Here is a 19,880-nt window from a genome sequence, read left to right as displayed (position 1 = left end):
CCGGGGGGTTTTTTTCCACACCCCCCCCCCCCCAAACACACCCCCCCCCCCCCCCCGCGGGGCCGCCCCCCGCGGGGGGGGGGGGGGGCCCCCCCCCCCCGCCCCCCCCACCCCACTCACCTCCAGGACCCCCGATGCTGCGACGCCGAGGCCGGATCCGCCAGGTCCGCATCAGCCCCGAACTCGACGACCGCGACCTGCGCCGCGTCCTCGCCGAGATCCGCCCCTCCCACCAGCTGCACGGCCTCGGCGCCGACCGCACCGGCGCGGCCTGGCAGCCCGTCGCCGATCTTCTCCGCGCGACCGGCCACGACTGGGACCGCCGTACGCACCGGATCTCCGTACTCGCCCGGACCCTGCCGCCGGCCGTCGCCGACCGCTGGGCCACCGTCCGCCCCGATTCGCCTGACGCGGCGGTCGTCCAGGCCCAAGTGCTGGCCGGCCGGGCCCCCGAGCACGGCCGGGAAGCCGCCGCCCGCGCCGAACAGCTCTGCATACGCGCCGCCGAAGCCTGCCCGGCCGACCCCACCCCCTGGATCGCACTGCTGTCCCTGCTGCGCGCCATGCGCGTACCGGTGCGGCATGCGAAGCCGGTCTGGAACGAGATCGCCGTACGAGATCCCTGGAACCGCCGCGCGCACCACGAACTCCTGCGCTACATCTCCCCTCGTGAATGCGGGTCCCTCGTCGGCATGTCCGGGTTTGCCGGACGCGTCGCGGAAACCGCACCGCACGGCTCGCCCCTCGCCCTGCTCCCCCTCGCCGCCCGCACAGAGCACTACGGCCACCGCCTACGCCCCGGCAGCCCGGACGCCCTCGGCGCCGGCACGCACTGGCACGGCCCCGGCGTCGCCGAGGAGATCGACACCGCACTGACCCACTGGTTCGACACTCCCGCCCAGCCGCACGCCCAGGCGATGGCCGACCTCAACCTCCTGGCGTTCGCCCTGGTCCGCACCCAGCGCCTTCCCGAAGCGGCCCGGGCCTTCCGCCGCATCGGCCGCCATATGACGCTGTACCCGTGGGACCTCGCCCAGGTCCAGGACCCGGACCATGATCCGGTTGGCACATTTCTCTACTGGAGCGCGCGGGAGACGGGCAGTTGAAGCTTCCTGCTCGTAGTGCCCGAGATCGCAGCCTGAGGACAACCCCTACGCAGCGTTGGGCCGCGGAATCAGCAGTTGGAAAAGCCCTTCGGCGGACTCAGGTCGTGCTGGGCGATGTCGGTGTGCCGTAGGGGGCGCAGGTACCGGAATCGGCTGTCACGCGGCGCAAGGTACGCAACATACGCAAGTACCTCGGATCGTTGCTGTTCGCGCCCTTGTCGGCCAGTGATCGCTGCGGCACGGTTGGCGCCGATGACGAGGACGCCGGAAGATCCCGGAACGGCTCGGCCCGCGGACTGAGCAGATGGTTTCGAGGCGAGTCCGGCCCGTATCAGTCTCAGTCCTTGTCGAGCGTCCTCGCCACTGACGTCGGCCCGCCATCTGCGGGCCCCGGAGAACGCTGCGGCCACAAGCCTGCGTACGACGCGCTCTTCATATCCGCGCCACTCCTGCCGAGGACGACTCATGGATTCCCGCGATCTCTTCCCCGATCAAGACCCTCCCACGGCTGCCGCGCTCTTTCTCAGTGCTCTCGACCATGAACACCTCTACTCCGCCGCGGAGTTGCGGCGAGCCATCTCCCGCGCCTACGCGGCCTTCGACCGACCGGCCGCACTCCTGGACCTGTACCGGCGGTCGGTGCACGGCGCCGATGCCGCCGAACACGAAGTCCGGGCGGAACGAAGATCATGGGCCCTGAGCATGGCCGCGCGCCTGGCCCGGGACGACGGCCGGCCCCTGGCCGCTTCGCCGACGCCGACGCCGACAGCATGGGAAAAGCCGGTCACGGCCTTGTCCGAGCCGCCCGCGTTCGACTACGCGCCGTCCGCGGACGTGTCACCGTCCCATGAGGCGGACCCCGGGGCCTTTCCCAGACCCAGGCAGACCACGGCGCTGCGCGAACTGCGTGCCGCACGCCGCCGCCCCGCCCAGGTCACCGCCGCGGTCCTGGGCGTCCAGATAGCCGACGTCTGCCTGGCCAACGAGGCACCCGGTTTCATGGCGTACTCCTGGGCAGGGCCGCTGAACATCGGACTCACCCTGGTCCTGGTGCAGTTGGTGATCACCGGCTGGGCGGTCGTGTGGTACGCACGGTACGCGAGGAACTCGCTGGAGCCCATGGTCGAGCGTCACAGCGCCTCCTTCGCGCACCTGGAGAGCCCCCGTTGAACACCATCCTCGCGCTCTCCGGTTCCGGCGGCGCCTTCCCCGTTCTCACTGTCTTTGTCCTCTGCGTCGTCTGTACGCTGCTCCTTTCGATCGGGGCGGCATCCTCCGGAGAGGACGAACTGAGCGAGTTCTACCTTGGTCAGCGGCGGCTGTCGTCGTTCGTCAACGGGCTGGCGATCTTCGGCAGTTATATGTCCGCGGCAGGGATGCTGGGCAATCCCGGCCTGATCGCGCTCACCGGCTACGACGGCATTGCCTACGTGCTGGCTCCGATGGTCGCCTGGTCCGTACTGGTGCTGCTGGTCGCCGAGCCGTTCCACAGCACCACACGGTTCACCATCGGCGACTCTCTCGCCCTTCGGCTGCACGCCCGGCCCGCGCATCTGGCGGCGGGCATCACGAGCGTGGTCGTCTGCCTGCTGTATCTGACCGCCCAGCTCGTCGGCGCCGGAGCGCTCGCGGCGACAGTCCTGGGCATGGACGGACCGGGCGCCCAGCGGATCGTTGTGGCCGGCCTCGGTTTTCTGATGGTCCTCTACGTCTTCATCGGCGGTATGCGGGCGGCGACCTTGGTGCAGAGCGTCAAAGCCATAGTCCTCCTCGGCGCAGGTCTCTTCGTCGTGCTGGCGGTGCTGTCGGAATTCGGCTGGAGCCCGGCGGACCTGCTGGACGCGGCCGCCCGTCACAGCGGCTTCGGTGACGCCTTCCTGCAACCCGGCATTCGCTTCGACGACCGCACGAGCAAGATCGACTCCCTCAGCCTGCAACTGGCGTTCGTGCTCGGTGCTGCCGGCCTGCCGCATGTCCTGATGCGAATCGGAACGGTCTCCAGCGGACGCAGAGCCCGCAAGTCGGCCGCGTGGGCGGCCTGCCTGGTCATCTTCTTCACTCTGACCGAGGTGCTGACGGGCCTGGGCGCCGCGGCACTGGTCGGCTCGAAGGCCATCGCCGCAGACACTCCCTCCGGCAACACGGCCGTGCTCCTGCTGGCGGAGCACCTGGGCGGGTCGTTCCTGCTCACCATGGTCTCCTGTGCCGCCTTCGTCACGATCGTGGCCGTCGTCGCGGCTCTCACGCTTACCGCGGCGGCGTCCCTGGCGCATGACATCTACGGCGCGACGATCATGCGGGGCACCGCGTCGGAGAAGAGCGAACTTGTCGTGGCGCGGCTGGGCGTGGGGCTGATCGGTGTGGCGGCGATCGCCTTGTCGATGATGGCTCAGCATCTCAACATCGCCTTCCTGGTCAGTCTCGCCTTCGCCATCGCGGCCTCCGCGATCCTGCCCGCGCTGCTGTTCAACCTGTGGTGGAAGGGCTTCACGACCAAGGGAGCGGTCTGGAGCATGTTCGGCGGTCTGCTTGTCGCTGTGCTGTTGACGACGCTGTCCCCGGCGGTCTCGGGGAACCCGACGGCGCTGTTGCCCGGCGCGGACTTCGCGGTGTTCCCCCTGAGAAACCCCGGTCTCATCTCCATTCCTGTGGGATTCCTGCTCGGCTGGGTCGGCTCGGTCCTCGACCGGCGTCAGCCGGGCGGCGCGGACTACACGGAGACCGAGATCCGTGTTCTCACCGGCACGGGCACCGGGCGTCGCGGCGGTTGAGGCGGGCTGAGCTGACGTGTGACGCCCGCGACCACCGCCGTCGTCACAGCACCCAGTCGGCTGCCATCGCGCTCTGGCGGGGTCAGTTGGTCATACGACAGCACCCGGGCAGCGTAGAGACATCGTCAGGGCGTACGACAGGGCGCCCCGGCACGATGGTGTTGATGCGCACCCGGTGCGGGGCCATTCAGTCCATTGTCCGGTCGGGAAGCGGTTGTTCGGCCCAGATGACCTTGCCTTCGGGGGTGTATCGGGTGCCCCAGCGGTCGGCGCACTGGGCGACGAGGAACAGGCCCCGCCCGCCCTCGTCCGTGGCGGCCGCGTAGCGCAGATGGGGCGCGGTGCTGCTGCCGTCGGACACCTCGCAGGTCAGCTCCCGGTCGAGGATCAGCCGCACGCCGATCGGACCGGTGGCGTAGCGGATGGCATTGGTGATCAGCTCGCTGAGGATCAGCTCGGTGATGAAGCCGGTTTCCTCCAGGTCCCACTCGGCCAGCTGACTGGCGACGACAGCACGCATATGTCCCACGGCCGCGGGGTCGCGCGGCACGTCCCAGCGCGCGACGTGTTCCCTCGGCAGTACGCGGGTCGAGGCGACAAGAAGGGCGATGTCGTCGCTCGGGCGAGAGGGCAGCAGGGCCTTCATCACCGCGCCGCACGTCTCCTCCGGCCCTCCGTCGAAGCTGCCCAGGGTGCTGCTCAGGACTTCGAGGCAGCTGCCGATGTCCCGCTCCCGGTTCCAGATGAGGCCGTCCGTGTAGAGGACCAGCTTGCTGCCTTCGGGCAGCTCCAGCTCGGCCGCCTCGAAGGGCAGACCGCCCAGGCCGAGCGGTGGACCGGCGGGCAGCTCGAGAAACTCGACGGTGCCGTCAGGGCGGACGAGCGCAGGCAGGGGATGGCCGGCCCGCGCCATGGTGCAGCGTCCCTCGATCGGGTCGTAGATGGCGTACAGGCAGGTGGCCCCGGTGATCTCGTCAGTGCTTTCCCCCGTCGGTTCACCGCGATCGATGAGGGCGGCCAGTTCGTCGAGACGCGCGAGAAGCTCATCGGGCGGCAGGTCCAGAGCGGAGAAATTAAGGACTGCGGTGCGCAGACGGCCCATGGTCGCGGCAGCATGCAGCCCTTGGCCGACCACATCGCCCACCACCAGCGCGACTCGCGCGCCCGGCAGGGGGATGACGTCGAACCAGTCGCCGCCGACCCCGGCCTGTGCGGGCAGGTAGCGGTAGGCGACCTCGAGGCCGTTCTGCTCGGGCAGGCCGCGCGGCAGCAGGCTGCGCTGCAGCGTCACCGCCATGGCGTGTTCCCGCGTGTAGCGGCGGGCGTTGTCGATGCAGACCGCGGCGCGGGCGACCAGCTCCTCGGCCAGGGACAGGTCGTCCGCCTCGAAGGGCTCGGGCTTCTGCGAGCGCCAGAAGCTCGCCACTCCGAGGACCACGCCTCGGGCGGTAAGCGGGGCCGTGATGAGGGAGTGGATTCCGTAATCGAGGATCTGCTGCGCGCGCTTGGGGTCCTGAGCCTGCCACCCGGGGGCACTGCGCAGTTCGGGTTCGACAACCGCCCGCCCGATGGTCAGGCCCCTCACCTGCGGCGTGGAGGAGACAAACCTGATCAGTTCGTTCCTGGGGTAGAGCGGATGATCGTCCCGGATACCGGTGGTGGCAGTACGGCGCAGCTCCGGCTTCGTACCCCCCGGCTCCTCGCCGAGCAGCACAGACTCTGCCAGGTCCACAGTGACGAAGTCGGCGAACTGCGGTACCGCCGCCTCGGCCAGCTCCTCGGCGGTCCGGGTCACCTCGAGGGTGGTACCGATGCTCACACTGGCGTCGTACAGCACTTTGAGGCGGCTCCGCGCAGCCTCCACTGTGCCGGACAGCGCCTGAAGCTCGGTCGAGTCCCGGAGTGTCGCGACGCTGCCCGGGGTACCTCCGTACCGGTCGATCGGACGTTGGTTCACGACAAGCAGTCGGCTCCCCGCCGGGTGCACCTCGTCGGTGGCCTCACGGCCCGACGCCAGGAGCTCGGTAGTGAGCGAGCCGAGGCCGAGCTCGCCCACATGTCGGCCCTGGGAATCGGGGACGAGATCGAGCAGGCGCTGCGCCTCATCGTTGGCGAGCACCAGCCGGCCATCCTGGTCGACGATCAGGACGCCTTCCTTCACCGAGTGCAGGACCGCGTCGTGGTGCTCGTACATCCGCGTGATCTCACTGGGGCCGAGGCCGTGGGTCTGACGCCACAGTCGTCTGCTGAGCAGCGCCGCCCCGCCTGTGGTGACGGCCACCGCGGCAGCCGCAGCGCCCAGCACGACCGGCAGCTGCTGTGTCACCACGCCGCCGATCTTCTCCATCGTGATCCCGGCAGCCACCAGGCCCTCCACTGAGCCAGTGGGCCCCTTGACGGGAACCACAGCGCGAACGGAGGGCCCGAGCGTTCCTTCGTAGGTCTCCATGACCGTCCCGCCGGCCTGGGCAGGCGCGATGGTGCCGATGAAGTGTTTACCGATGCGGTCCGGCACGGGATGGGTGTAGCGGATTCCGTCCCGAGTCATGACAACGATGAAGTCGACGCCGGAGCGCTCCCTGGCCTCTTCGGCCCGCGGCTGCAGCACAGCGGAAGGATCGGGGGAATGCAGGGCCGCCACAATGCCCGGGGAGTTGGCAAAGCTCTCCGCAACGACGAGTGAGCGATCTGCAGCCTCCCGCCGGCTGTCCCGCTGGGCGTCCAGTACCAGCACGACAACAGCACCGAGAGCAAGCAGCAGCACGACCACAACCTGCAGCACAAACATCTGGCCGACGACACTGCGCCCGCTCAGCATCGAACGCGGCCGCCTCTGCCGACTGCGCACGGACTCGTCGCTGGACAGGGAATCCGGCAAAAATCGCCTTCGCCGGAAAAACCCACTCATAGATCCTTTGTACTACTTTCGACGGGAACACGGCATGTGACAGGTGCATCGACTGGCAAGCCCGCGCCCTGACCAGCCCGCACGGCGACAGCCCACCGTGGAAGCCCGCGCTCGGTGACGGTCATCCCCGACTGTTGGTGCTCGTTTACGCAAGGTTGCCGCGGCTTCTGCAGGAAATCCGGACGAGAGCCAGGGCGGAGCAGACAGCAGCTGAGTCTCGTCGGCAGACCCCCGCCTCTGCGCGGCCACGCGATCAGCTTGTGGCCGGATCGAGGGCGTCGAGCACCTGCCTCATACCTGCGCACCTGTCAGTCAACCGAATCCAGGCGGACACCGATGGCGTGGCGGGCGCGACGCCCGCGGTCCCCCTCGGGGTTGAGGAACCACTTACGGGCCGAGACCAGCCACCAGGCGGCGGCGAAGCCGAGCACGACGAGGACTGCGATCGGGGCGTAGTTGAAGGTCTCCATCGTCACAGGACTGACCTGCGGGAGCATGAACAGGACTGTGATGAAGCCGACCCACATCACCGCGATGGTGCCGATGAGGCGGCTGGCCCGGCCCAGGTGCCACGGTCCGCGTTCAAAGCCCTCCCCCTTGCGCAAGCGCAGGAATGTGGGGATGACGTAGGCGATGTACAGGCCGATCACCGCGATCGAGGTAACGGCGGCGTAGGCGGTGACGTTGATCAGGTAGGGCAGGCCGAGGACCAGGGCACCGAGTGCGGCGAGCCAGACCGCGTTGGTGGGGGTACGCGTGTTGGGGTTGACGCGTTGCCAGACGCGGGAGAAGGGCAGCGCCCCGTCTCGGGAGAAGGCATAGATCATCCGGCTGTTCGCGGTGACGGAGGCCATGCCGCAGAACAGCTGGGCGCCGATGGCTATAAGCAGCAGGATCTTGCCGCCGGCCACGCGGACGGCGTCCATGAAGATCTGGGCAGGCGGGACGCCGGTGGAGCTGCCCAGCGCCGCATCGTAGTCCTGGATCGCGAAGGTCAGCCCGACCAGGAGCACGAAGCCGACGACCCAGGAGATCCAGATGGAGCGGATGATGCCCCGCGGCCCGGCCACGGCGGCGTTGTTGGTCTCCTCCGTCATATGGGCGCTCGCGTCGTAGCCGGTGAAGGTGTACTGAGCCATCAGCAGGGAGAGCATGCCGACGTAGAAAGTGGAAGACCAGCCCGTGTTGTTCACGAAGCCCCCGAACACGAAGTCCGCGGACTGGTGTTTTTCGGGGATGAGCGCGAGCGCGCCGACGATGACGAGGACACCGGTGATGTGCCACCACACACTCACGCTGTTGAGGATGGCCACCAGGCGCACGCCGAAAGTGTTGATCAGCCCGTGCAGAGCCAGGATCGCGGCGAAAAGCATCATGGTGTGCCCCGGGGTGGCCGCGAAGTCGAACTGCAGGTCCAGATAGGCGTTGAGGAAGGAGGCGGCGCCGAAGTCGATGCCGGCGGTCACTGCGACCTGGCCGAGCACGTTGAACCAGCCGGTGAACCACGCCCAGGCGGCTGCCGTACGGGGCGGGGCCAGTTTGTGCGCCCAGAAGTAGAGGCCGGCCGAGGTGGGATAGCTCGAGCACACCTCCGCCATGGCCAGACCGACGAAGAGGGTCATGAGGCCGACGGCGACCCAGCCCCAAATAATCATCGCGGGGCCGCCGGTGTTCATACCGAACCCGTACAGCGTCAGGCATCCGGCCAGGATGGAGATGATGGTGAAGGACACGGCGAAGTTCGAGAAACCGGACATACGGCGAGCAAGTACCTGGGTATAGCCCAGCTGGCGCAGGCGTTCCTCGTCCGAGACGGGGGGAATGTCGAAGGGCACGGGGGAAGGATTCCTTTCAGGCAGGGATGGATACGTGGATTCCGCGATTTGACCCGGGGCGGCGGTTCATGGGCTCAGCGAGGGTCGATCGCCTTCTGGGCCCAGGCCCGATGGCGCAGGAACAGCTGTGCCGGGTCTCCGCAGTAAGCCCAGGGCAGGCGTGCGGCATACGGGCCGATGGCCTCGAAGACCTCGAATGCTTCCTCGTGACGGTTGGCGTACGACAAGGCGTGTGCCAGATAGTTGGCGTCGTCCATGAAGTGCGCGTGCGGCTGCGGAGCCCGGTAGCGCCACCAGCCGTCCAGAACTCGATCGATGTCCGGGCAGTCCAGCCAAGGGTGGATGGTCAGCCCGTACGTCCGGCTGTTCCGTTCCAGCCGAATGCGGTGGCTCTCGGCGTGCGCGACGAGGAGCAGTACCACGAGGGGCGTGCCGCGCGGCGTCAAGGAGGCCAACTCGTGGGCCCAGTTGTGCATTTCTCCGTTCGAGCCGTGGTGGCGCTGGAAGACGTAGGTCAGCAGCTCGTGATAGGCCTCCCGGTTGTACGGGTCGCGAGCGCGTACCTCCCTCCATAACTCCATGAGTGTCTTCCGGTCGGGGCAGTGCACGCGCAGCAGCACTATCCGCACCACCCATGGGGAGGGATCGCTCTCCAACGCGTCGGCGGCCTCCTGACAGGTCGCCCATGCCTGCTCCAGCAGCTCCCGCCCACGCTCCGGCCCGACGAGGAGGGAGCGCACGGCCTGGACGTAAGCGAGCATCACAAGGGCATCCGGGTTGGCCCGTTCAGCGTTGGCCCAGGTTTCCGCCCACCGCAGCCCGGCTGCGCCATGAGCGAGGACCTGCAGCCGGAAGATCCGGCGGTCCCAGTCCTGGCCAGTGGCTTGGAGCAGGTCACGAGCCGCTTCCCAGCGGCCCATCGCAGTGTCTTGGCACACACGGCGTAACGTCTCGTCGTCCCGTGCCGGATGAGTATCAAGTGCTGTGGAGGGAGATTGACCAAGTCTTCTGAACATCAGGCACCTTGAGGGTGGGGGGTCCCGTCTGCGGTCGAACGGCGAACTCTGGTCAGTTGTCAGGGGCTTCGGCCGGGGAGGAGTGCGGCGAGTTGGGTGTCCAGGACGCGGCGCTGGAGGTCGGGGGGTAGGCGTCCGGGGTGGCGACGGGGTTGAGTCTCAGGCTGTCGATGAGCACGGCCAGGGGGCGGGGCGCCGCATTCGTAACAGGAGACCCGCAGTTCTTGCTCGGGGGAATGGCTTCAGGCGCCATAGCAAGGTTGGTGGAAGGTTGGTCGTAACACATCATCCGGTCCGCCTTCGTGTGCTCGCGGGCTGCGCGGTGCCGCGGTGCGTCGGCATTTGGAGGTCCGGAACCGCCTGTTGCCGGTCCCGGGGGCCAGGTGGTGTCAGGTCCACCCGGCCCCCGGAGTTCAGCGCCCCGCCAGACGCAGGAGCCGTATGCCCGGCATCGGAACGGTGATCGTGACCGATGCCGTGCCATCGGCGTCGGCGGTCAGTTGCGCAAGCGGCTCGATCGGCAGGGTGTCGGCCGCGTGCAGCGCCTCCCACTGCGAGGCGTCGGGCCAGTCACCACCACCGAACCCGTCCCAGACGCGCTGGATGTTGCCGTGCGTCTCATCCACCCGCCATGAGGACACCTGGTAGGTCATGCCGGGGCGCAGTCCGGACACTGAAATGGTCACCGACCTGTCCAGTACGGTGGCCCCGTCGATCTTCGACTGATCCAGGGTGCCGTTCCACACCAGGACGTCCACTGTGATGCCGTCCTCACTACGCGTGGCCAGGGCCTCTACCGTCGCCTCGGCGCCGTCCCCGCTCGCCACGGCCGGGATCCGGCCCCCGGTCAACTGGGACAGCAGGTAGAGCGCCCAGAAGCGCGGCTTGCGCAAATTGCCGACTGTCAGCAGGCCGAAGCCGCCGTGGAACAGCTTGGGCGGCCACCCGAGTTCCTCGAACTGGTCGGAGGCGACCCAGTAGGAGAGGCAATCGGTCGAGGCAAAGGCGCTCTTCATGCCCCGGAGTACAAAGGGTGCGGCGAAGACAGCGTCGCTGACCCGGTGGAAATGGGTCGGAGTGACGCCCCACTCGGTCCACAGGATCTCCGGTTCCGGTTTGTCGGTGGCTTTGGCGAAGGACTTGGTGAGCGGCCGGAAGTCGAGCGGTGCGTTGCCGTAGGTGTGGGTGGACACGAAGTCGACGGGCACGTCGCGTTTGCGGCAGTACTCCAGCAGTGCGCCGACCCAGCCGGCGGCCGCCGATGAGGGGCCGCCGACCCGGATCCGCTCGTCGACGGACTTCACCGCGCGCGCCGCGACCTCGTAGAGACGGTGGTAGTCGTCCTGGGTGCCGTTCCAGAAGACCTGAAGATTGGCCTCGTTCCAGACCTCGAACTCCCAGGTCGCGACCTCGTCCGGTCCGTAGCGCTCACGCAGGTGGACGGTGAGGTCGCGGCACAGGTCGCCCCAGCGGTCCCAGTCCTTCGGGGTGGAGACCAGCGCCTTGTAGTCGAAGACCGTGTACTGCGGGTCGGAGGCCAACTCCGTCGGCATGAAGGAGAGTTCGACAACCGGCCGCAGACCGCCGGCCAGGAACCTGTCGTAGACCTCGTCCAGGCCGGAGAAGTCGAAGGACCCGTCAGTGCGGACCGTGACCATCTCCGGCAGGAAGGTGCCGTGCGCCCGGACCGAACGAACTCCGATCTCGTCACGGACGATGCCCAGCGCCTGCCCGTACTCCTGCGCGACATCCGACCCGCCCGGGCCGGGCCCGTCCCGGACCAGCAGTGAGAAGTGCTCTGCGCCGATCATGCGCCGCCACACGTCGGGCATGGGGACGGGCTCAGTAGCGGCGTCGACCGAGACGGTGACGGCGGCCGGGCGCCCGTCGCCCGCCGCGGGAGTGCCGGTCACCGTCTGGGACAGTGCTCCCGCGCCCTCGTCACTCCACGTCGCGACCTTGTACCAATAGGTGCGGCCTGGCTCGACCAGTGTGTCCGCGTACGGCGGATGCGGCACGGCCAGGACGTCGCCGCCCAGGTGGTCCAGCGGCCGGAACGGCCCGTCGGCGTGGTCGGCGCGGTGCACCAGGTAGCCGAGCGCGCCCTCCACCGGCTGCCAGTCGAGGCGTACGAGCCCAGCACCGTGGTCAGCGGTCAGGCCCCGCGGCGCGGGAAGTGCGCCGATGCCGGTCAACCGCTGGTCGCTGAGGACGCCGATCCGTTGCTCCCAGTCGAAGCGAGCAGCGGACTTGTCCGTGGTGTCGGTCACGGGACCAGCCTTTCGTGTGCGGGGTGTGCGGAATTGCCGGGAACAAGCGGCCGGGCGGATCGAGGGTTGGCTCAGCCGAGCAGGAAGTCCTCACGGCCCAGCAGCGGACGGACGCGGGAAGCGAACCCGCCGCTGCGGAAGGGCCGTTGGAGCAGACCCGGGCGCAGCCGCTGTGCGAGGGCGGCGAGGACCATCCCCTGGTCCAGGGCGAGAACGAAGTCCGAGACGCGGCCGGTGGCGGTGTTGACCGAGTCGCGGAAACCGTAGGTCTTGTCGTACGCGCCGAACTCACCGGCCAGCGACCGGAGGTTGGCGACGGCTTCGGACTCGGCATACGGGAGAGCGAGGAACGAGGCGTGCGGGGTGATCGCCCCCGTGGAGGCGTAGTGATCGGTCGTCATGCCGATAGAGGGAACGCCGTACGCCAGGTAGCCGCCCTCCGGGACATTGCTGGGCGACAGGCCCCAGAACCCGGTACCTGTCTCGTCCAGGCCGAACTCGATCTGGCTGCGGACATAGCTGGAGTGGGTCACTCCCCACGCACGCGGCGACCATTCGGGCTCGGGTACGAACAGCGGCACCATCAGCGCCTCGAACATCGAACCGCCCCAGGAGGGGACAAGTGAGCGCCCACGGTAGGTGTAGTGCCCGGCGAAGTACTCGACGCCGTCGACCGTGCGGTTCGAGCCCTGTGGGACCTGCTCCTGTCCGTACTGTGGCGGCAAGGTGCGGAACAGGTGCCAGTAGTGGTCGGGCGGCAGGGTGCCGTCGGCCAGCCCGAGATAACTGGCCATCCGTGGCTCGGTGTTGAGCGCTCCGTAATGAAATCCGGTGACTGTGTTGTCGTCCGTCCAGTAACCGCCGAGCAGCTGGCCCGGGCCCTTGACCGGGTCGGCTGCGTCATACGGCGTGTAGAAGAAGGACCAGTCGCAGGCGGCAAGTAGGCGCTCGATCGGTCCGCGCAGCACGGGCACCGCGTCCGCCGCGATCCTCAGACCCGTCACCAGCCAGGCGTTGTCGACCGTTGACAGGAAGGGGCGTACGGGTGCACCGGTGCCCGGCCAGCTGGTGAGAATGGCTCCGGTCGCGGGGTCGTACCAGTTGAACCAGAAGCCGTGCGCCCGTTCCAGGCCTTCGACGGCGCGCACGGTACGGGCGATCCGGCGGGCTGCTTCGGTCCGGCCGATCACCCCGAGACCGCGCGCGGCCACGGTGGACCACAGCAGGCAGCCGATGTTGGTCGGGGATGTGTTGCTGGAGCGGACTGGGGTACGGCCGCTGAGGTCAAGGGTGTCGGCGGGCAGGCCGAGCGGCGTGGTAAGCGCCTCCATCGAACGGTAGGTGGTCTGGAACCAGCGGTACAGCAGGGCGTCGTCGGAACGCTCGGCGGCGGTGGCCGGGCCCACGCCGAGGCCGACAACTGCGGCCGCGCCCGCGCTCGCGGACAGGAAGGTACGACGGTCCATCATGAGTGCTCCTCGATGGCTGGCGGGCTTGCTCGCAACGCGGCCTACTTCATGCCGGCGGTCGCGATGCCCTGGGTGAAGTAGCGCTGGAGAACGATGAAAACGAACAAGACAGGGAGAATGACCAGGAAGGACCCGGCCATCAGCATCCCGTTGGAACCGCCCGCCTGGTTCGGGTCGGTGGCGAACGTGGCCAGCGCGACGGGCAGGGTGTATTTGCCGGGATCGTTGGTGGCGATCAACGGCCACACGAAGTTGTTCCAGGACGCCAGGAACGTCAGGATCGACAGCGTCGCGAGCGCGGGCTTGACCAGCGGCATCACGATCCGCCAGAAGATGTACCACTCCCCCGCCCCGTCGAGGCGGGCCGCCTCCAGCAGCTCGTCCGGCACAGACATCATGAACTGCCGCATCAGGAACACCCCGAACGCGCCTGCGGCGAACGGCAGCACCAGGCCCGCGTACGAATTGAGCAGCTGCAGCTTGCTCATCAGTACGAACAGCGGGAGCAGCATCAGATTGCCAGGCACCATCAGCGCACCCAGGACCAGCCCGAACAGCTGCTTGCGGCCGGCGAAGTTCAGCTTCGCCAGCGCATAGCCGAGCATCGAGCAGAAGACCAGATTGCAGACGGTGACCAAGGTCGCCACCAGTGTCGAGTTCAGGAAGTAGCGCGGCAGGTCGAGGCGGTCGAGCAGGTCCCGGAAGTTGGTGAGGGTCCACTCGGTGGGGATCCACACCGGCGGTGAGGCAGCCAGTTCCGGCTTGGTCTTGAACGCGGACAGCGTCATCCACACGAAGGGCGCGGCCATCACGACCAGAGCCGTGCACAGTACGGCCAGGGTGAGTGTCTTGCGCGCGCGGCTCATGTGGTGTTGTCCTTCAACAGGCGGAGCTGAAGCATCGTGATGGCCATGATCACGACCAAGAGCACATAGGCCATCGCGCTCGCGTAGCCCATGTGGAAGAAGTTGAAGCCCTCCCGGTACATGTCCAGAGACACCGTCATGGTGCTGTTGGAGGGTCCGCCCTGCGTCATCACGAACGGCTCCTCGAAGACATTGAGATATCCGATGGTGGTGATGACCGTGGCGTACAGCGTGGTGGGGCGCAGCAACGGCACGGTGATACGGCGGAACTCGTCCCATGCTCCGGCGCCGTCCAGCCGGGCCGCCTCCCGCACTTCGCCCGGGATGGCCTGCAGGCCGGCGAGGAACAGCACCATCACGGTGCCGAGATTCCGCCACACCGCCAGCGCGATCAGGGAGGGCATCGCGAGCGTCTCGCTGCCGAGGAAGTCCGGCGCGGCCAGCCCGACTTCGGAGGCGACACCGGCGATGAGGCCGTCGGACGGATCGAGGACGAACCGCCACACCACCGCCACCGCGACGATGCTGGTGACCACCGGCGCGTAGAAGCCGACCCGGAAAAACGTGCGTGCCCGGTCCACCCCCGAGTTCAGCAGGACCGCCGCTGCCATGCCCAGCGCGATGGTGAGCGGTACGCCGACCACGACGAAGTACGCGGTGTTCAGCAGAGCCTCGACGAACGTGGCGTCATGGAACAGCCTCGTGTAGTTGCCGAAGCCGATGAACTTCGCGGAGAACGGATCGGTCACATTGCCGAGGCCGAAGTCGGTGAAGCTCATCACGAGCGTGGCGAGGATCGGCAGCGCCATGAAGGTGCCGAACACTGCCAGGAAGGGAGTGGAGAACAGCCATCCGGCGAGATGCTGCACACCCGTCCTCGAGCGCCGGGGCCGGTCGGCTACGAAGCTCGCCGGACGGCCCGGCGCAGCGCCGGCCTCGATCGGAGTGTCAGTGGTGGCGCCCATCTCTGTCAGCCCACAAGACCCTCGGTCGCGGACTGCATCTTCTTCGCGGCCTCCGCGGGGCTGGCTTTGCCTTGGGTGACGCTCTCGATCGCGGAGTCCAACTGCGCGCCGAACTCTGCCCACTTGGCGAGCGGCGGCACTGCCTTGGCGGTCGCCATCTGGTTGCCGAACACCTTCAGGGCGGCGTCCGAGACGAGCGGCGCCTGCTGCCAAGCAGCCTTGTTCGCGGGCAGATCGCTGGTCATGGTGAACCAGTCGGCCTGCTGCCGGGCGGACGTCAGGTACTTCTGGAACTCGGTGGCCGCCGCCTTGTGCGGGCTCTTGTTGAAGGTGACGAGGCTGGAGCCGCCCGCGAAGGAAGCGCTGGTCTTGTCGCCGGGGACGGCGACGGCCTGCCACTTGCCCTTCAACGCGGGGAACTGGGTATTGATGTTGGTGATCTGCCAGGGTCCGGAGAAGAACATCGGCACCGAGCCGTTGCCGAAATCCTTCACCACGTCGTAGCCGGGCGCAACGCTCTTCTTGGCGAGGCCCTTGTCGAAGTAGGCGCGGTATTCGGTCAACGACCGTACCGATTCAGGGGTGTCGAGCGTCGGCTTGCCGTTCTTCACCAGGTCACCGCCTGCCGAGTACAGGAACGGCAGCCAGTTCTGCCAAGTGTCCAGGCCGCTTGGCTGCAGTGAGATGCCCCATTTGGTCTTCGCGGCCCTCTGGTAGCCCGCCGCCAGACCCTGCAGGTCACTCCAGGTGCTGGGAGCTTCGGTGACCCCGGCCTGTTGGGCAAGGTCGGTGCGGTAGTAGAGCACCCGGGTGTCGACGTACCACGGGACGCCGTAGGTCTTGCCGTCGACGACGTTGCCGTTCCACGCGGCCGGGAAGAAGTCGTCCTTCCTGAAGGTGGTCTCGTCGACCGGCTCCAGCACGCCCATGCCCGCGAACTCGCCCATGAAGGTCGAGCCCATCTGCGCCATGTCGGGCAGCGTCCCGGCCGCGGCCGCGGCGACCAGTTTCTGGTGGACGGTGTCCCAGCCGATGGGGGTCACCTTGATGGTGATTTTGGGATGTTGCTTCTCGTAAGCCTTGGCGACATCCGCGAGCTTCTGCCCTTCCGTGCCCATCGCCCACACCGTCAGCGTCTGCTTGGCATCGGCCTTGGTGCCGGCACCCCCGGAATCGCTGCCGCAGGCGGTGATGGTGAACAACGCCAGGAGCGCATTGACCCCGGCGGCGACCTTAGTGGTGCGGTGCATGGGACTCCTCCTTGAGTCCGGCAAAAATGTATGCGCTGCCTGTAAGCGCATACAAGACCTTGGGGGCAGGCCGCTCAGCCCCGCAAGAGGCGCGAATATCAAGCTTTGATAACGGGGACTCTGCCTGGAATGTCAGATTCCACTGTGCGACGCACACCGAAAGGGACCCGAAAGGGGACCCCTGAGGCAAGGGGCAATAGGCAAGAGGTGAGAGGTAAAGGACGTGGCTCAGGCCACGTTGCAGCCGCAACTGGCGCGCCGGGTCAGCGTCACCGGAAGGATCACCGACTCGGGCGCCCGGTCCGGCGTGCGCAACCGTTTGAGCAGCAGCTCCACCGCCTCCTCGCCGAGCCGACGCATCGGCTGTCGCACGGTGGTCAGCGCCGGCCGGATCGTCCGGCCCAGCGGGATCCCGTCGAAGCCGGTGACCACCACGTCGTCCGGCACCCGCAGGCCGAGCCGTTCCAGGGCATGCAGGCCTCCCACGGCCATCTGGTCGTTGGCGAACAGCATGGCTTGCGGTGGCCGGCCGCCCCGCTCCAGCAGCCGTTCGACCGCCAGTCGCCCCTCGGTCTGGGTCAGCTTGCCTCGCACATCGGGCAGGCCGGGCACCGGCAGGCCCGCTTCGCGGCAGGCTGCGCGATAGCCCTGGAAGCGGGCCTCGGCGTCCGGAGAGTCGGCCATGCCGCCGATGAACGCCAGCCGGGTCAGGCCGTGGTCCTTCACCAAGTGCCGCGTCAGCTCCGCCTGGCCGTCGAAGTTGGCCACCTCGATGTGGTCGAAGTGGTCGATCTCGCGTGGCCCGGCGAGCATCACCACCGGCATCCGCCGCGAGATGACCTCCAAATCCTCGGCGGGAACCGTCCCGGCCAGCACGGCGAAGCCGTCGACCAGGCCCGCGACCTTCGCCACCAAACCCTCTGGACCTCCGCTGAGCGACGCCGCAATGAGCAGTGCATAGCCGTGCCGACGCGCCGCCCGCTCCATGCCTCGGATGATCTCGTCGGAGTACAGCATCGCCTCGACGTCGTCGTCCTGCGCGTTCTCTGCCTCTGGGTCGGCGTAGTCGGGGAAGCACAGGCCCAGCACTCCGGTGGAGCGGCTGGCGAGGCCGCGGGCGCTTCCGCTCGGCACGTAACCCAGGTCGCGAGCCGCCCCCAGGACGCGGTCCCGGGTCTGGGCGCGTACAGCATCCGGATTGCGGTAGACACGGGAGACTGTCGCGATCGAGACGCCCGCTCGCTCGGCAACGTCATACACCGTGGGCACACTCACCGAAAAACCATCCACTCTCGCTTGCACACCAGGGTGTAAGCGCATTCACCGTCCCGAGGATCAAGCTAGCGCCCCTGTAGCACATGAGCAAGAACGGCGCATCCGGGCCTTGATCCTTCGCTTGGCCGTCGCGGACCCGGACGGGGCTACGCACTCGGTCCGCATGAGCCCTTTGAACGCTGCGCCGAGCGGCGCCGAACCCACCTGCTTGCACAGCGACTTGGAACCGACCACGCGAGCCGCGTCCACCAGGGGCTTCGCGCTGTTTCCGCGCGTGCAGCCACAAACGTCATCGGCGCAAATGTGGGGTGATCCCCGATGCTGGGCGCCCGCACAGAACGCATGATCGATATCCGCCCGTACGGCGGTGCCACCGTCCCCCCGAACGCATCGCCGTATGGGCAGCCAGTGTCTGACCAGTACCAGAGAGGCATTTCAGTGGGCAAGCATCAAGGGCGGCACGCCAGACCGTCGCGCCGTGGCGTCGTGGCCCGGCGTGCCTCCATCGTGGGCGGCCAGGCGCTCAGCGCCTCGGCCCTGCTCGGCTCGCTGGCCGGCACGGCCCATGCCGATGGCGCCGGCAGTCCAGGCCACATACGCGTCACCGTGATCGGCGACTCGTACACCAGCGGCGAGGGCGCCTCGGCGGGGACATACCGCACCGTGCAAGTCACCGGAGCCGGCGGCAGCGCCATCATCAACACCATCGACCCGGCTCACCAGTCGGCGTCGGCGCCCACACTCCAAGCCCTCAGCCAGATCGCGAAGAACAACCCCAACGTCACCTTCGACGTCACGTTCGTGCCAGTTTCCGGGGCAACCCGCGAATCGCTGTACCAAACAACCCGGCCAGGTACCGAGTTCGAGCACTCGCCGCAAATAGACGCGGTCAATGGCGCCGACATCGTCATCGTCGGCATCGGCGGGAACGACGCCGGCTTCGGCGACCTGGCCCGCACCGTGATCACTTCCAGGGAGTCGACGACTGAGGCGGCGTACCCCAACTACCTGACGCCTCTTCAGGACGGGACGTACCTCAACGCGCAGACCGAGGTCTACCGGGACATCGCCTCCCGGATGGCCGAGGGGGGGGCACCATCGTTACGCTGGGTTACCCCCAGGTGCTGCCGAACCAGGTCCCCAACGGCTCACCGTCCCCGACAAGTGAGGCGCTGATCAGCAGCCGCGAGGCCCAGCTCGCCAACGAGTTCGGGACGACGATCAGCTCCCTGAATCAGCAGGCCACTCAACTGGCCGCCGACGCGTCCGGTGCCAACTTCTTGTACGCCAACGTGACCCAGGCCCTGGCCGGTCATGAGCTCTTCATGCCGCAGGAAGGGCTCAACGGCATCGACCTCCTCAACCCCCAGGGCTCGTACCACCCAAACGACCTCGGCCAAGCGCTCATCGCCAACGTCCTGACCCCGACGGTGAATCACGCCGTCATCCATGAACTGGGCACCCAGGGCCTCGTCGGACCGCCCGCGCCCGACCCCATGCCGCTGCCCGCCATCAACACCCCGCCGACGGTCAACGCCCCAATGGACTGGCCCCCGTACGAGCCCGCTCCGGAGCCCCCGCCGACTGACCCGGGTGCCGGAGATCCCGTTCCGGAGCCTCCGCCTGCGGACCCCGGCGCGGGAGAGCCAGTCCCTGAGCCCCCGCCGGCGGACCCCGGTGTTGGAGAGCCCGTGCCTGAGCCCCCGCCGGCGGACCCCGGTGTGGGGGAGCCAGTCCCCGAACCGGTGCCCGATCCCGTGCCCGAAGCATGTATCTGAGGCGGGCGGAAAAGACATGTCACGACTTCTTCGCAAGATCGAAGACATAAGGAAGTCGATCCCGCTCTGCGGACCGTACCGGGCGACAGGCAAGGCCCCGGATTCCCTCAGGGTCGTCTTCCTTCTTCCGTACATGCACGAATCGCCGAATACGCGGTCGATGTCTTCCGGCGCTTCGACCGGAGGAACGGCACGGTGATCCTCAAGCTGCAGCAGTTCATGCCCGAGCCGGGAACGGTCAGCCAACGGCTGCCCATGGCGGACCCCGCACTCACCGCTAGGCAGTTTCGTTTGGATCACTGAGCCCGACTACATCAAGATGCCGTGCCACCGGTTGGGGCGGGTGATGCACCGCTCGTCGCTGTTGCGCC

General features: G+C 67.9%; 14 protein-coding genes. 5 read left to right on the top strand and 9 right to left on the bottom strand.

Going from position 1 to position 19,880, the window contains the following annotated elements; translation table 11 throughout:
• The first annotated feature begins 134 nt into the window (after nucleotides 1-134).
• From ACZ3H8_RS36860 to ACZ3H8_RS36850, 3 genes are all read left to right on the top strand, one after another.
• Entirely contained in the window at nucleotides 135-1,106 is a 972-nt protein-coding gene (locus ACZ3H8_RS36860; protein WP_467409250.1) for a hypothetical protein, read from the top strand.
• Between the two features lie 465 nt (nucleotides 1,107-1,571).
• A complete protein-coding gene (locus ACZ3H8_RS36855; protein WP_467409248.1) occupies nucleotides 1,572-2,276 on the top strand; it encodes a DUF485 domain-containing protein in 705 nt (234 codons plus the stop codon).
• Complete coding sequence (locus ACZ3H8_RS36850; RefSeq protein WP_467409245.1) at nucleotides 2,273-3,877, top strand: solute symporter family protein; 1,605 nt, start codon at nucleotides 2,273-2,275, stop codon at nucleotides 3,875-3,877. The genes ACZ3H8_RS36855 and ACZ3H8_RS36850 overlap by 4 nt, the downstream gene beginning before the upstream one ends.
• Before the next feature lie 187 nt (nucleotides 3,878-4,064).
• Here ACZ3H8_RS36850 and ACZ3H8_RS36845 read toward each other — a convergent pair whose 3' ends face one another.
• The 9 genes from ACZ3H8_RS36845 to ACZ3H8_RS36805 all read right to left on the bottom strand — a co-directional run bounded on the left by ACZ3H8_RS36845 (nucleotide 4,065) and on the right by ACZ3H8_RS36805 (nucleotide 17,776).
• Nucleotides 4,065-6,695 (bottom strand): SpoIIE family protein phosphatase, encoded by a 2,631-nt coding sequence (locus ACZ3H8_RS36845; RefSeq protein WP_467409243.1) that lies wholly within the window; start codon nucleotides 6,693-6,695, stop codon nucleotides 4,065-4,067.
• 398 nt (nucleotides 6,696-7,093) lie between these two features.
• Complete coding sequence (locus ACZ3H8_RS36840) at nucleotides 7,094-8,620, bottom strand: amino acid permease (protein WP_467409240.1); 1,527 nt, start codon at nucleotides 8,618-8,620, stop codon at nucleotides 7,094-7,096.
• A gap of 74 nt (nucleotides 8,621-8,694) precedes the next feature.
• Nucleotides 8,695-9,558, bottom strand: coding sequence for a hypothetical protein (locus tag ACZ3H8_RS36835; RefSeq protein ID WP_467409238.1), 864 nt, complete (start codon nucleotides 9,556-9,558; stop codon nucleotides 8,695-8,697).
• 491 nt (nucleotides 9,559-10,049) lie between these two features.
• Nucleotides 10,050-11,906 carry a GH39 family glycosyl hydrolase gene (locus ACZ3H8_RS36830; RefSeq protein WP_467409237.1) on the bottom strand — a complete coding sequence of 619 codons (1,857 nt, stop codon included), beginning with the start codon at nucleotides 11,904-11,906 and terminating at the stop codon, nucleotides 10,050-10,052.
• A 71-nt stretch (nucleotides 11,907-11,977) separates the two neighbouring features.
• The gene (locus ACZ3H8_RS36825; RefSeq protein ID WP_467409286.1) at nucleotides 11,978-13,372 is read right to left on the bottom strand and encodes a glucoamylase family protein; all 1,395 of its coding nucleotides are present in this window, start codon (nucleotides 13,370-13,372) and stop codon (nucleotides 11,978-11,980) included.
• A 44-nt stretch (nucleotides 13,373-13,416) separates the two neighbouring features.
• On the bottom strand, nucleotides 13,417-14,241 hold the full coding sequence (locus tag ACZ3H8_RS36820; protein ID WP_356231174.1) for a carbohydrate ABC transporter permease: 825 nt from the start codon (nucleotides 14,239-14,241) through the stop codon (nucleotides 13,417-13,419).
• Nucleotides 14,238-15,206: a carbohydrate ABC transporter permease gene (locus ACZ3H8_RS36815; RefSeq protein ID WP_467409235.1), complete on the bottom strand. Its 969-nt coding sequence runs from the start codon at nucleotides 15,204-15,206 to the stop codon at nucleotides 14,238-14,240. The genes ACZ3H8_RS36820 and ACZ3H8_RS36815 overlap by 4 nt, the downstream gene beginning before the upstream one ends.
• A 5-nt stretch (nucleotides 15,207-15,211) precedes the next feature.
• Entirely contained in the window at nucleotides 15,212-16,456 is a 1,245-nt protein-coding gene (locus tag ACZ3H8_RS36810; protein WP_467409233.1) for a sugar ABC transporter substrate-binding protein, read from the bottom strand.
• A 228-nt stretch (nucleotides 16,457-16,684) separates the two neighbouring features.
• The gene (locus ACZ3H8_RS36805; RefSeq protein WP_467409230.1) at nucleotides 16,685-17,776 is read right to left on the bottom strand and encodes a LacI family DNA-binding transcriptional regulator; all 1,092 of its coding nucleotides are present in this window, start codon (nucleotides 17,774-17,776) and stop codon (nucleotides 16,685-16,687) included.
• Between the two features lie 273 nt (nucleotides 17,777-18,049).
• Between ACZ3H8_RS36805 and ACZ3H8_RS36800 the strand changes: the two genes are divergently transcribed.
• Together ACZ3H8_RS36800 and ACZ3H8_RS36795 are read left to right on the top strand one after the other, a co-directional pair.
• Complete coding sequence (locus tag ACZ3H8_RS36800; RefSeq protein WP_467409229.1) at nucleotides 18,050-18,907, top strand: SGNH/GDSL hydrolase family protein; 858 nt, start codon at nucleotides 18,050-18,052, stop codon at nucleotides 18,905-18,907.
• Nucleotides 18,853-19,509 carry a hypothetical protein gene (locus tag ACZ3H8_RS36795; protein WP_467409227.1) on the top strand — a complete coding sequence of 219 codons (657 nt, stop codon included), beginning with the start codon at nucleotides 18,853-18,855 and terminating at the stop codon, nucleotides 19,507-19,509. The genes ACZ3H8_RS36800 and ACZ3H8_RS36795 overlap by 55 nt, the downstream gene beginning before the upstream one ends.
• Nucleotides 19,510-19,880 lie beyond the last annotated feature (371 nt).

It is taken from the genome of Streptomyces sp. NPDC002868, from assembly GCF_055563295.1.
The sequence above is the reverse complement of the archived record's forward strand: the minus strand, read 5'-3'. Positions and strand labels throughout refer to the sequence as shown.

What these genes read in the sequence shown, in the direction of transcription:
- ACZ3H8_RS36800 (WP_467409229.1), top strand. Translation starts at nt 18,050, where the DNA reads ATGCTGGGCGCCCGCACAGAACGCATGATCGATATCCGCCCGTACGGC.
- ACZ3H8_RS36855 (WP_467409248.1), top strand. Translation starts at nt 1,572, where the DNA reads ATGGATTCCCGCGATCTCTTCCCCGATCAAGACCCTCCCACGGCTGCC.
- ACZ3H8_RS36860 (WP_467409250.1), top strand. Translation starts at nt 135, where the DNA reads ATGCTGCGACGCCGAGGCCGGATCCGCCAGGTCCGCATCAGCCCCGAA.
- ACZ3H8_RS36815 (WP_467409235.1), bottom strand. Translation starts at nt 15,206, where the DNA reads ATGGGCGCCACCACTGACACTCCGATCGAGGCCGGCGCTGCGCCGGGC.
- ACZ3H8_RS36805 (WP_467409230.1), bottom strand. Translation starts at nt 17,776, where the DNA reads ATGCGCTTACACCCTGGTGTGCAAGCGAGAGTGGATGGTTTTTCGGTG.
- ACZ3H8_RS36825 (WP_467409286.1), bottom strand. Translation starts at nt 13,372, where the DNA reads ATGGACCGTCGTACCTTCCTGTCCGCGAGCGCGGGCGCGGCCGCAGTT.
- ACZ3H8_RS36820 (WP_356231174.1), bottom strand. Translation starts at nt 14,241, where the DNA reads ATGAGCCGCGCGCGCAAGACACTCACCCTGGCCGTACTGTGCACGGCT.
- ACZ3H8_RS36845 (WP_467409243.1), bottom strand. Translation starts at nt 6,695, where the DNA reads ATGCTGAGCGGGCGCAGTGTCGTCGGCCAGATGTTTGTGCTGCAGGTT.
- ACZ3H8_RS36810 (WP_467409233.1), bottom strand. Translation starts at nt 16,456, where the DNA reads ATGCACCGCACCACTAAGGTCGCCGCCGGGGTCAATGCGCTCCTGGCG.